9 protein-coding genes are annotated in these 11,925 nt (G+C 66.9%); 5 read left to right on the top strand and 4 right to left on the bottom strand.

Annotation, left to right across the window (positions count from 1 at the left end; genetic code table 11):
- Positions 1-16: 16 nt before the first annotated feature.
- Positions 17-1,054 (top strand): glycoside hydrolase family 43 protein, encoded by a 1,038-nt coding sequence (locus tag AC5P76_RS09940; protein ID WP_253118472.1) that lies wholly within the window; start codon positions 17-19, stop codon positions 1,052-1,054.
- Complete coding sequence (locus AC5P76_RS09935) at positions 1,044-1,895, top strand: aldose epimerase family protein (protein WP_495222736.1); 852 nt, start codon at positions 1,044-1,046, stop codon at positions 1,893-1,895. The genes AC5P76_RS09940 and AC5P76_RS09935 overlap by 11 nt, the downstream gene beginning before the upstream one ends.
- A 48-nt stretch (positions 1,896-1,943) precedes the next feature.
- Here the strand turns inward: AC5P76_RS09935 and AC5P76_RS09930 are convergent, their stop codons facing one another.
- From AC5P76_RS09930 to ptsP, 4 genes are all read right to left on the bottom strand, one after another.
- A complete protein-coding gene (locus AC5P76_RS09930; protein WP_253118474.1) occupies positions 1,944-3,197 on the bottom strand; it encodes a carbohydrate porin in 1,254 nt (417 codons plus the stop codon).
- Positions 3,198-3,275: 78 nt separating this feature from the next.
- The gene (locus tag AC5P76_RS09925) at positions 3,276-4,976 is read right to left on the bottom strand and encodes a PTS fructose transporter subunit IIC (RefSeq protein ID WP_053516393.1); all 1,701 of its coding nucleotides are present in this window, start codon (positions 4,974-4,976) and stop codon (positions 3,276-3,278) included.
- 83 nt (positions 4,977-5,059) lie between these two features.
- Positions 5,060-6,016, bottom strand: a complete 957-nt coding sequence (locus AC5P76_RS09920; RefSeq protein WP_111186963.1) for a 1-phosphofructokinase family hexose kinase — start codon at positions 6,014-6,016, stop codon at positions 5,060-5,062.
- Positions 6,013-8,523, bottom strand: a complete 2,511-nt coding sequence (gene ptsP / locus AC5P76_RS09915) for a phosphoenolpyruvate--protein phosphotransferase (RefSeq protein WP_495222735.1) — start codon at positions 8,521-8,523, stop codon at positions 6,013-6,015. Before ptsP ends, AC5P76_RS09920 begins: the two co-directional genes overlap by 4 nt.
- Before the next feature lie 159 nt (positions 8,524-8,682).
- Here ptsP and AC5P76_RS09910 point away from each other — a divergent pair, with 159 nt between their 5' ends.
- The 3 genes from AC5P76_RS09910 to AC5P76_RS09900 all read left to right on the top strand — a co-directional run bounded on the left by AC5P76_RS09910 (position 8,683) and on the right by AC5P76_RS09900 (position 11,537).
- Complete coding sequence (locus AC5P76_RS09910) at positions 8,683-9,666, top strand: LacI family DNA-binding transcriptional regulator (protein ID WP_253118476.1); 984 nt, start codon at positions 8,683-8,685, stop codon at positions 9,664-9,666.
- Between the two features lie 452 nt (positions 9,667-10,118).
- Positions 10,119-10,643: a transporter gene (locus AC5P76_RS09905; protein WP_495222734.1), complete on the top strand. Its 525-nt coding sequence runs from the start codon at positions 10,119-10,121 to the stop codon at positions 10,641-10,643.
- 456 nt (positions 10,644-11,099) lie between these two features.
- The gene (locus AC5P76_RS09900; RefSeq protein ID WP_429001204.1) at positions 11,100-11,537 is read left to right on the top strand and encodes a DUF4124 domain-containing protein; all 438 of its coding nucleotides are present in this window, start codon (positions 11,100-11,102) and stop codon (positions 11,535-11,537) included.
- Positions 11,538-11,925: the final 388 nt, after the last annotated feature.

Raw genomic sequence — 11,925 nt, 5'->3', positions numbered from 1 at the left:
CCCAACGATGACGACCATGATCGACCTCTCTCCAGGCGACGACGGCCGGGCCGACGACGCCCGCCTCGCGCAGCTCACCCGGCACGCCATCTCGCAGCCGCTGGTGACCCATATCTACACCGCCGATCCGTCGGCCCATGTCTTCGAGGGACGGCTCTACATCTATCCCTCGCACGACATCGACGGCGGCCAGCCGTTCGACGACGAGGGTGGGCACTTCGGCATGCAGGACTACCACGTACTGCGGATGGACACGCCCGACGGCGACGCCATCGATTGCGGCCAGGCGCTGCACCTTGACGACGTGCCGTGGGCGCACAAGCAGATGTGGGCGCCCGACGCCGCCTGCCGCGACGGGCGCTACTACTTCTATTTCCCGGCCAAGGATGCGCAGGGCCTGTTCCGCATCGGCGTGGCGGTCGGCGAACGGCCGGAGGGACCATTCATTCCCCGGCCCGAACCGATGCAGGGCGCGTACTCGATCGACCCGGCCGTATTCGAGGACGAGGACGGCAGCCACTATCTGTACTTCGGTGGGATCTGGGGCGGACAGCTGCAGCACTATCGTGACAATCGGTACGACACCGCGCACGAGGAGCCGACAGGCAGTGCGCCGGCGCTGGGGCCGAGGGTGGGCCGGCTCGATGCCGGCATGACCGAACTGGCCGAAGCCACGCGCGAAGTGCAGATCCTGGACGAGCACGGCCAGCCGCTGCGCGCGGACGATCATGCGCGCCGCTTCTTTGAAGGGCCGTGGGTGCACAAGTATCAGGGCCGGTACTACCTGTCCTATTCCACGGGCAACACGCATCTGCTGTGTTATGCGATCGGCGACAGCCCCTATGGCCCGTTCACCTATGCCGGCGTACTGCTGACGCCCGTAGTGGGCTGGACCACGCACCACTCCATCTGCAGCTTCAAGGGACAGTGGTATCTGTTCTACCACGATGCGCTGATGTCCGGCGGCGTGACGCATCTGCGCTCGGCCAAGTGCACGCCGCTGCACATGGAGGCCGATGGCCGCATCCGGACCATCGACCCCTATGGTGCATGAGCGCAGGCTGTCGGTGGACGACGCGCTCGCCCCGCTGCCGGCCGGTGAGCTGCACTGGCTGCGGGCGGGCGATCTCGAAGTGGCGCTGGCGGCCGGGGCAGGGGGTCGACTGGCACAGATGCGTTACCGGGGCGTCGACTGGCTGGTGGACGCAGAGGAGGGCGGAGCGGCGACGATCGCCTGGGGCTGCTATCCGATGGTGCCGTGGGCTGGGCGCATTCGTCGTGGACACTTCAGCTTCGACGGTGCACCCCATGAATTGCCGGTCAACTTCGGCGGGCACGCCATTCACGGGGTCGGCTTCTCCAGGCCCTGGCAGATCGACAGCCTCGACGCGACGAGCGCCACGCTGACGCTTGATCTGCCGCGTGACAGGTACTGGCCCTTCGGTGGCGTTGCCCGACAGGTCATACGCCTGCAGGCACACTGCCTGCAGCTGCACCTCTCGGTGCAGGCTGCGCAGCAGGCCATGCCGGCAGTACTGGGCTGGCACCCGTGGTTCCGCAAGCCGGACCGGCTGCTGTTCAACCCTGGCGCGATGTACCCGCGTGACGAGGAGGGTATTGCTGTTCTGCCGTGCGTGCCGCCCACGCCAGGTCCATGGGATGACTGTTTCATCACCGACCGTGATCGTGACATCGCGCTGGTGCGCGGCGGGCAGCGCCTGCGGCTGCGATCGGACGGCGACCACTGGGTTGTCTACGACGGTGCCCCCCACGCCACCTGCGTCGAACCGCAGAGCGGGCCACCTGATGGCTTCACGCTTGCGCCGCGCCGGCTGCAGCCCGGTCAGCAGCTGGCGCAGACGTTCGAGCTGGTCTGGGAGCAGGACGCCCCCTGAACTGCGGCGCGGTTCAGCGCAGGGCGGGAACTGCGACGGAACGGGCCATCACAGGCTCCAATCGATGCGCAGGCCTGCAATCAGCGCATCCGGCAGGTCACGCTGGCGCGCAGGTTCGTTGAACTGGTCGGGATGGACGATGTAGTGCAGGTTCGGCGCAATCCGCAGCTGTGGGGTGAGCTGGATGCCGTAGCTCAGCTCCATCATCACCTGGCTGCCATGCGGGGTGCCGCTGCCACCGGCTGCGGCTCGCGCCAGGCGCAGGTTCTCCAGGGCGATGCCGCTGTACTTCTGCTGGGTCACAACGAAGGCGATGCTGTCCTGTGGACGGCGGGCGAAGGTGCCTTTCTGCACCAGGCCGGCCTGCAGAAAGTGATCCTCGATCAACTGGCCGGAGGTGCCCTTGAGCACGGCGCCGAAGACCGTCAGGCCGCGACCGCTGCCATCACCGGTCAGCTGCTGCTCGAAACGGGCAAATGCACCGGAGCGACCGTGGCGGTTCGCGTAGTCCTGGCCAGTGAGCACGGCGGGCATTCCGTTGATGTCGCGCAACGGATCACGATAGGTCGAGTTGTCCTGCCAGCCACCCAGTTCATACCGGGCCCGCAATCGCGCCGAAGCCGGGCTGCGCCAGCCGATCGTGTACGGCACGATCCAGCCGGTGGCCTGGTGCGTGCTCCATTTCAGGCCATGCTGGCCGTCTTCGGCCTGACTCGGATCGACCTGGTAGGCGCCGACGCGCAGATAGACATCCGGCGTCAACCAGGTGGTGGCATCGGCCATCCAGCTCGACACCGGCCACCAGGTGAAGTTGCTGGTGCGGAACACGTAGGTCGGGTTGCCGCAGGCCGAATTGCCCTGGAAGTACTGGCACAGTTCGGAGCCGAGGAAGTGGATGTTGGCGACGCTGCGTCCGGCTTCGAGCACCAGGCGGTCGTCGAGCAGTTTCTGTTCGAGGGTCAGATTGGCCAGACGCGTCCCCTGGCCACCGTAGATTTCCTGCACCGAGGTGCTGTTGCCGGTGCTGCTGGCAGCCAGGTTGGTGCCATGGCGGTTGATGCCGTAGGCCTTGATCGTTGCCCCCTGCCACCCGAACGCGGCCTCCAGGTTCACGTCCGCGCCGAACATCAGCTGGCCGGCGTAGGCGGTGCCGCTGTTCTTGCCGCCGTCGAGCGTGGCCGCGGCTTCGCCGGTGTAGGAAAGCTTGGGTGAAACGACCTCGCCCCGGTCGGCGGCCGCGGCCAGCGAGGGCAGCGTCAGCAGGAGTGCGGCCAGCAGCAGGCGGCGGGAGGAGCGGGGCATGGGCGGAAGTCCTGTAGATGGGCAACGACGCCGCCCCGGAGAGCCGGGACAGCCGAGTGATCGAGGCAGGGAGAACGGTCAGGCCGCGGCGGTGACCGGCTTCTTGAGGAGACGCAGCGCGAGCGCCGTCACGGTGACGCCGGCCAGCAGCGCCAGCAGGTAGACGCCCAGATGGGTGACCGCGTTCGGGATCGGCAGCACGAACACGCCACCATGGGGGACCTTCAGTTCGACACCGGCGGCCATCGAGATCGCGCCGGCCACGGCCGAGCCAAGGATCAGCGCCGGAATGGTGCGCAGCGGATCGCGCGCGGCGTAGGGGATCGCACCTTCAGTGACGAAACTGAGACCGAGCACGCCGGCGGCTCCGGCAGTGCCGCGTTCCTCGGCCGTGAAGCGGTTGCTGAACAACCACGTCGCCAATGCGATGCCCAATGGCGGCGTCATGCCGCCGATCATCGTCGCTGCCATCGGCGTGTAGACCTGGCTGGAGATCAATGCAGTGGAGAACGCATAGGAAGCCTTGTTGACCGGGCCGCCCATGTCCACCGCCATCATTCCGCCCAGCAGCAGACCGAGCAGGATCGCGCTGCTGCCCTGCATGCCGCGCAGCCATTCGGTCAGCCAGGCCAGCAGCCCTGCGACCGGCGTGCCGATCACGTACATCATCAACAGGCCCACCAGCAGGGTGCCCAGCACCGGCAGGATCAATACCGGCTTGAGGCCCTCCAGGCTGCGCGGCAGGCGCAGCGCTCGGTTGATCCAGTGCACGCCATAGCCGGCAATGAAGCCGGCCAGGATGCCGCCGATGAAGCCCGCGTCCATGTTGACCGCGACCAGCCCGCCGATCATGCCGGGCGCGATGCCAGGGCGGTCGGCGATGGAGTAGGCGATGTAGCCGGCAAGTGCCGGCACCATCAAGGTGAAGCCGGCCTTGGCGCCGATCTGGAACAGGGACCAGGCCAGCGTGCCCTTGTGTGCATCGTCGAAGGCATAGATGCCGCCGAGGGCGAATGCCAACGCGATCAGCAGGCCACCTGCGGTCACGAACGGCAGCATGAACGATACGCCGGTCATCAGGTGCTTGTAGGGGCCGGTGCCCTTGCTCTTCTCGGGTGCGCGGCCCGGAGCAGACGCGCCGGCGTGGACATTGGCCTCGGCCAGCGCCTTGCGGAGCAGGTTCTGGCCATCGTTGATCGCGGGCTTGGTGCCACTCTTGAACAGGCGCTTGCCGGCGAAGCGTGACAGATCCACTTCACGGTCTGCGGCGATCAGCACCAGGTCGGCGGCAGCGATTTCCTCGTCGCTCAACGCATCCTGCGCACCGACCGAGCCCTGCGTTTCGACCCGGATTGCGTGACCAAGCGCCTTGCCGGCCTGCTGCAGGCCTTCGGCCGCCATGAACGTGTGGGCGATGCCGGTCGGGCAGGAGGTGACAGCGACGATGCGCTTGCGAGGGTCCGCCGCATCGGCCTTGGGCACAGCAGTTTCCAGTGATGCCAATGCAGCGAGTGGATCGTCCAGCACTTCGCCGAGGCCGGCGCGCACCACCGTCGCAGTGTCGAAGCGGGTCAGATCGGCCTCGCCGTCGCCCACCAGCAGGAGCGTCGTCGCGGTGGCGTGTGCGGCATCAAGTGCGCCGGTCACGCCCTGTTCGCTGCGGATCTCGATCACCAGTTCGAGGCCACGCTGGCGGGCGGCGCGGCGCAGCGCTTCGGCAGCGAGAACGGCCTCGATGCTGCGCGCGCCAGCGGCGATGATGACGGGGAAAGGGTGCATGGGAACTCCTGGAATTCTTCGGGTTCTGTTCTGCGTGAGGCGCTGGGGCGGGCCGTGGGGCCTGCAGCGCCGCCTGCAGGGTTTCAATCCAATCGTTCGATCAGTACATCGTCCGTCCACCCGCGGACCTGCGCCGGATCCAGCCGTCGCGCGTCGCCGCTGTGCAGGCGACTCATCGAAAAGGCCGTTGCCAGGCGCGCGCAGCTGGCCAGGTCGAAGGCCGGCTCAAGCAGTGCGGCGGAGATACCGGCCACCATGGCGTCGCCCGCACCGACCGTGCTGCCCTGCGACAGACGCGGGGGACGCGCGATCAGGGCGCCGTTGCGATCCATGAACAGCGCGCCGTCGACGCCAATCGAAATCACCACCAGCGCAACCCCGCGTTCAAGCAGGCGCAGGCCGGCAGCGCGCAGGGCGCTCCGATCCGGCAGCGGCGTTCCGGCCCACGACTCCAGTTCGTGGCGGTTGGGCTTGACCGCATAGGGCACTGACGCGTGTGCGCTGCTCAGGGCGGCGGCGAGCGCATCGCCGCTGGTGTCGAGCAGTACCCGCGCGCCCGCGCCGCCCGCCTGCGCCTGCAGTCGCGTCCATGAATCGGCCGGCAGGCCGGAGGGCAGGCTGCCGGACAACACCACCGGCAGCTGTGGCTGGAGCACGGCGGCGAGTCGTCGGCACACCGCATCCAGATCGGCGCCGTTCAAGGGCAGGCCGGGCAGGTTGATATCAGTGGTCTCGCCGTGGGTCTCATCCACAAGCTTGATGTTGGTGCGGGTCCTGCCCGGCACGCGCAGGCAGCCGTCGGTGATGCCGCGCGCCGAGAACAGCGCACTGAACACGCCCGGGTTGTCCTCGCCGATCACACCCAGTGCGGCTGTCGGCACGCCCCAGTCGGCCAGGCAGGCGGCAACATTGATGCCCTTGCCCCCCGCGTCGTCGCGGCTGCTGAAGGCACGATGCACATGCCCCGGCTGCAGGCCCGCCAGGCGCACGGTCTGGTCGATCGCCGGGTTCAGGGTGACGGTGACGGCGCGGGGGGTCATGCGCGCGCTCCCTCAAGGGCACGCACCTGTTCGGTGGTTTCGCAGTCCAGTGCCTTGCCGGCCAGCGCCTGCAGATCGGCCAACCGGGTACTGCGCAGGCGGGCCTTAACCGCCGGAATATCGTTCGGGGTCATCGACAGCTCGTCCACGCCGAGACCGGCCAGCAGCATGGCGCCGAACGGGTCGCCAGCCAGGCCACCGCAGACGCCGACCCAGCGCCCATGCGTGCGTGCACCGTCGACCGTGGCGCGGATCGCGCGCAGCACGGCGGGATGCAGGCTGTCGGCCTCGACGGCAAGTTCCGGATTCTGGCGATCGATCGCCAGCACGTACTGGGTCAGGTCATTGGTGCCGATCGAGAAGAAATCGGCATGGCGCGCCAGCACATCGCTCTGGGCTGCGGCTGCGGGCACTTCGATCATGATGCCGATCGGCACTTCGGGCGCCTCCAGCCCGATGCGCAACCGTTCGCAGATGGCACGCAGCGCGATCAGTTCCGGTACGGACGTGATCATCGGGAACATGATCGACAGGCGCGCACCGTCCTTCGCCGCGCGATACAGCGCCCGCAGCTGCGGCTCCAGAAGATCGGGACGGCGCAGCAGCAGGCGCGCGCCGCGCACGCCGAGGAACGGGTTGTCCTCATGCGGCAGCTCCAGGTGCGCAACCTGCTTGTCGCCGCCGATGTCGAGCGCGCGCACGATCAGCGGGCGGCCATCCAGGGCGCTGGCCATCGCCCGATACGTGGCGTACTGCTCATCCTCGCTGGGCGTGCTGCCGCGCTCGAGGAACAGGAACTCGGTCCGCATCAGGCCAACGCCTTCGGCGCCCTGTTCCAGTGCCAACGGCACCTGTTCGGGCAGGTTGACGTTGGCACCGATGTCGATGCGGTGGCCGTCGGTCGTCTGCGCCGGCTGCGCGCGTTGCGCGGCCTCGCGTTCGCGGATGTGCTGCTGCTCGGCGATCCAGGCGCGGGCCGAAGCGAGATCGGCATCGGACGGAGACAGATAGAGCCGCCCGCTGCTGCCGTCGATGATGGCCTCCACACCCGCTTCAATCGTCAGCAGATCCGCGCCACCGGCAACCAGCGCCGGCAACCCGAGCGTGCGCGAGAGGATCGCGGTATGTGAGGTTGGCCCGCCCTGTGCGGTGGCCAGACCGAGCACGCGACGGGTGTCGAGGTTGGCGGTGTCTGACGGTGACAGGTCGGCCGCGAGCAGGATGCAGGGGTAGGCGGGCAGGTCGGCGAGACCACCGCCGGCCGCAGACGGATCAAGCTGTGCCAGCACACGCCGACCCACGTCACGCAGGTCGGCTGCGCGCCCGGCGAGCACCGGATTGCCCAGCGCCGCCAGCCCGGAGGCAATCTGTTCGATGGCCTGGTGCCATGACCACGCGACGCCATGGCCTTCCACCATCAGCTGACAGGTACGGGTGATCAGGTCTGTGTCGTCGAGCAGCGCGGCCTGGGCCCCGAAGATCGCCGCATCGGATGCGCCGAGCCGGCGCTGGGTGTCGTCCTGCAGTGCCGCCAGCTGCTGGCGGGTGCGGCCGAGCGCGTCCTGCAGGCGTGCACCGCCTTCCCCGAGCGGGGCGGGGTGGTCGGCGACGTTGGTCTGCCTGCTGGCGAGCACATGGATCCGGCCGATCGCCAACCCGGGGCTGGCACCAATGCCGACGATCGCTGCCTGTGCCTCCGGTGGATTCCAGCCCGCGACCGGCGCCGCCTTGCGCTGTGCTGCACGTTCTGCATCGGCCTTTTCCTGAGCCACCAACCCCTCCATGACCCTGCGCAGTGCGGCCAGCAGTGCGGGCGCATCCGCGCCTTCGGCAGACACACTCACCAGGTCGCCATGACGCAGACCCAGCTGCAGCAGCGCGACCAGGCTCTTGGCATCGGCCGCCTGGTCGCCTGCGCGCACCTGGGCTCGGGCGCTGAAACCGCGGGCGGTCTCGGCCCAGCGCGTGGCAGGCCGCGCATGCAGGCCATTGGGGTAGGCGATGGTCCAGCCGAAATGCTCGGCCAGATCCTGTGCTGGAACATCGTTGGCCAAGGTGGTGACGTCGCCGGCCAGCGCGGTCACGATCTCGCTCGCTTCGGCGGTCGTGAACAGACGCTGCAGCGTGGCGTCATCCTGGATGAGCCGGGTGAGCCGGCGCAGCAGGGTGATGTGGGTGTCGGACTGGGCGGCGATGCCGACCACCAGCCGCGTCACCTGGCCCGGATTCCATTCGACACCGTCCGGCAACTGCAGCACGGCAATGCCATGGCGGCGCACCAGATGGCGGTCCTCGCCGAGCCCATGCGGGATCGCCACACCGTGGCCGAGGAAGGTGTTCGCCAGCTGCTCACGGCGGCCCATGCTGGTTTCGTAGCCCGGCGCAACGCAGCCGGCGGCCAGCAGCATCTGTGCGGCCTGGGCGATGGCATCTGCCTTGTCACGGGCCCGTGCGCCGAGGCGGATCAGTTCGTGGCTGACGGGAGCAGGGGCGGGGAGGGAAGACAAGGCGGGCTCCGGGAAGGGTGTGCTGGCGTATTGGGAACGTTCCCAGCGTCCATTTCAATGTGCACTGCACAAAAAGCCAATAGTACTTTGGCGTTAGCATTGTCCTGAACGGCCGTCGAGCTGCGGCCAGCACAGTTGACCGGGAACGTTTCCAATCCAATGAGCATCAGCATCAACGACGTGGCGCGCGTGGCGGGCGTCTCCAAATCCACGGTGTCGCGCGTGCTGGGTGGCGGCCCGGTCAGTGGAGAGGTGCGCAGCCGGGTCGAGGCCGCCATCCGCCAGACCGGCTATCGCCCGAACCTGCAGGCCAGGCGCCTGCGCTCCCGGCATACCGGCATCATCGGGCTGGTCGTGGCGGATATCCGCAACCCTTTCTTTACCGCGCTGATCCGCGCGGTGGAGGAGGTCGCCTATCGCGAGGGCCTGCGCGTCACCCTGTGCAACACCGACGAGGACCCCGAGCGCGAGGCACTGTACCTGCAGTTGATGCACGAGGAGCGCATCAGCGGGCTGATCTTCGCGCCGACCCGAACCACGGTGGGGCGGCTGGAACGGCTCGCGCTGGACTATCCGACGGTACTGGTCGACCGCGCCGCGCCGGGCGGGGCGATCGACAGCGTGGTGCTGGACAATCCGGCGGCCATGGCCGGCCTGGTCGAGCATCTGGTTGAACGCGGCTATCGGCGCATCGGCGGCCTGTTCGGCAGTACCAGCACCACTGCGGCCGAACGTCGTGATGGCTATCTCGCGGCCATGCGCAGGCATGGGCTTGAACCGGACTACCGGGAAGTCGAACCCACGGCCGAGGCCGCCATCAGCACCGCCGGAAAGTGGCTGGCTGGGCCCTCGAGGCCCGAGGCGCTGGTTACCAGCAACAGCCTGCTGCTGATGGGAGCACTGAAAGCGGCACGCAGCGCAGGACTGGCGATTCCAGGCGCGCTGGCGCTGGCGGGGTTCGACAACGAGCGCTGGACCGAGCTGGTTGAACCGGGCATCACCGTCGTCGAGCAACCGGTGGAGGAGATGGGGCGAGCCGCGATGTCGCTGCTGCTGGAGCGCCTGCGTGCACCGGAGATGCCGGTGCGCCGGCTGGTGATGACTGGTCGCTGCGTGGTACGGGGATCAACCGCTTCGCGATAGTTTCCGGACGCCCGGGGCCTGCGAAACTGCGTTGCAGATCGTGGAGAGGAGGTGATCTGGCCCGATCCACCTCCAATTATCGTGACGCGTCACGGTCGATGTCGAAGGAAAATAGCTTACGTCCCATCGCTGCATTTGCTGCGCCAGCTATCGCCAGGTACCTGCGCCGCTGAAAGTGTTCATTGCGATCGTTCGTGAGTCGACGCAGAGCCGCCTTCAAACCCAACCGCCGGTTGCCGCATCCAACCGTTCTTGTCTTTGACGATGAAGGATGCTGCATGAAGCATGCTTGGTGGCTGCGCTGGTCGTTCCTTCCGCTGTTGATTCTTGGCTCGCAGGCGAGGCGATGCGAGAACGCTAGCAGCAGCCGCTCATGCCATTCCCTGGCCGAATCCGTGACAGCCCGGGAGTGCCCTGGGCATCTCATGACACATCCTCCCAAGAAGGCTTTCATGTCTGGCATCAACGATGAGCAGCAGCAACGCAACGCGCGGTGGGGCAAGGTCTCGCGTCTGTTCTGGCCCGCGATGGGCATTAGCGCGGCTCTGACGGCAATCGCCGAAGCGCTGTATCGCACAGGGGCATACCCACATGCCATGTTCGACGGCGGCAGCACCGATGTTCGAACCTGGTTGTATGTGGCTTTGATGTACTTGATCGCCATTCCAGTGTTGTTCCTTTGGATCAGGCGACTGCTTGCAGGCTATCCCATGCCATGGAATCCGCTGGCCAAGCGCTGGCTGCTAGGCGCATTCTCCCTGATCCTCTGCAGCGGAATGGTTCTGCTGCCGGCAATCGTGCTGACTGTTGGAGCCGGCGCTGCAGACCGCGGCAAAGGACTGTATCAGCTGTTCACCGGCAGCCTCTTGGGCACATTCTTTGTGGGGACGATCCTTGCCTACGGGGCGGCCATGGGCGCATGGCTGCTGATTGTCGGAACTCCCAAGCTGCTCTTCCCCAAACCTCCCGAGCGATGAGCGCGGGGCGGTGATTGTCCGATCGGTTCCCAAGCCCGGGCGTGCCGCTGTACGAAGAATACTTGCAGGATTGCCCCGTCTCGGGTGGAGGTGCTGCACGCATGTGTGTCATCCCTTCTCTCTGGCCAGATTCAACAAGGAGTGTGATCCGTGGCAATCTCTGTCATTACGCTTGAAGAAATTCGACAGAATGCGGGTGATCTCGCAGAGCATCTGAACAATTTCATCGGCGGCTTCTATGATGCGTACAACAACGGCTAACGGCGCAGCCGGAACGGAAACGGGAGCGCCACCGCTCGTGGGGATAGGGCGCTCGGCAGCTTCTCGGAGACGCCGTCGTTCCAGAGGAGCAGCCACATGACCACGCCAGCGATCCCCACAAAGCTGTGACCCCGCCCTTACTCGCCAACCCTAAGGCGAAGGGGGTAAGCTTCGGGCCAGCTACAGGGGGAAGTCATGGTCACAAGGATTGCGGCAGCAGTGCTGCTGTGTGTGATGGCTGCGCCATTAGGCGCCCAGCAGATTTACAAGTGCGTCACCAAGGGCGGCGTCGAGTACCAGTCAATGCCATGCGCCAGCGGTGAAGCCGCCAAGACGTGGAATGTAGATGTCGCGCCACGATCCGCGGAATCGGCAGCCAATGAGCGGCGCTTGGACATGATCCGGCAGCAGAACTCGGCTTCCGTCGCGCCTCGGCCGGCGCCGCGCCCAGCACCTGTTTACAGAAACGGCGGCGGTGGCGGGCAGTTGCACCATATCTCTCAGTACAGGGATGCCAACGCCTGCGAGGCCGCACGTGCGGAGCGTGAGCGCGTTTTCAGGGCCTACGGTACCAACCGCCCGTTTGATGTTGGCAGGCGTATGGACGATATGGTCTGGCGGGCTTGTAAGTGATTACCGTGACGCATCACGCCGGGTGCAGGGGAGCGCCCCCTACGGAAGCACCTCACACGCGCTGGCGAGATCTCGGCCCAGGTATAGGCAGGACCGCTGCTGCCGGCTCGGCGTCGGGCCCAGCCATCACTCTGGGCGAACGCCGTTGGTTCTTGGCTAGAACGTCCCGATTCGCCGGCACTCCACGGGTTTCCATCGGCCGCAGCCATTCCTGCGCTTGTGCAGCAGTGAGTGATAGCCAGGCCAGGTCCTGCGCCTCCAGCTCGCGGCGCTCGGGGGTGACCAGTCGGCCATCCTTAAACGAAAAACCGGCCCAAGGGCCGGTTAGTTTCCGATCACGCACGATCAGGCTCCATGCCAGAGTAGGAGCCGGGGAGACGGCAAGAGT

The organism is Stenotrophomonas sp. YJH_SMC_36 (assembly GCF_059369935.1).
This window is presented reverse-complemented; position numbering and strand designations above follow the sequence as displayed.

What these genes read in the sequence shown, in the direction of transcription:
- AC5P76_RS09910 (WP_253118476.1), top strand. Translation starts at nt 8,683, where the DNA reads ATGAGCATCAGCATCAACGACGTGGCGCGCGTGGCGGGCGTCTCCAAA.
- AC5P76_RS09940 (WP_253118472.1), top strand. Translation starts at nt 17, where the DNA reads ATGATCGACCTCTCTCCAGGCGACGACGGCCGGGCCGACGACGCCCGC.
- AC5P76_RS09905 (WP_495222734.1), top strand. Translation starts at nt 10,119, where the DNA reads ATGTCTGGCATCAACGATGAGCAGCAGCAACGCAACGCGCGGTGGGGC.
- AC5P76_RS09920 (WP_111186963.1), bottom strand. Translation starts at nt 6,016, where the DNA reads ATGACCCCCCGCGCCGTCACCGTCACCCTGAACCCGGCGATCGACCAG.
- AC5P76_RS09900 (WP_429001204.1), top strand. Translation starts at nt 11,100, where the DNA reads ATGGTCACAAGGATTGCGGCAGCAGTGCTGCTGTGTGTGATGGCTGCG.
- AC5P76_RS09935 (WP_495222736.1), top strand. Translation starts at nt 1,044, where the DNA reads ATGGTGCATGAGCGCAGGCTGTCGGTGGACGACGCGCTCGCCCCGCTG.
- AC5P76_RS09925 (WP_053516393.1), bottom strand. Translation starts at nt 4,976, where the DNA reads ATGCACCCTTTCCCCGTCATCATCGCCGCTGGCGCGCGCAGCATCGAG.
- AC5P76_RS09930 (WP_253118474.1), bottom strand. Translation starts at nt 3,197, where the DNA reads ATGCCCCGCTCCTCCCGCCGCCTGCTGCTGGCCGCACTCCTGCTGACG.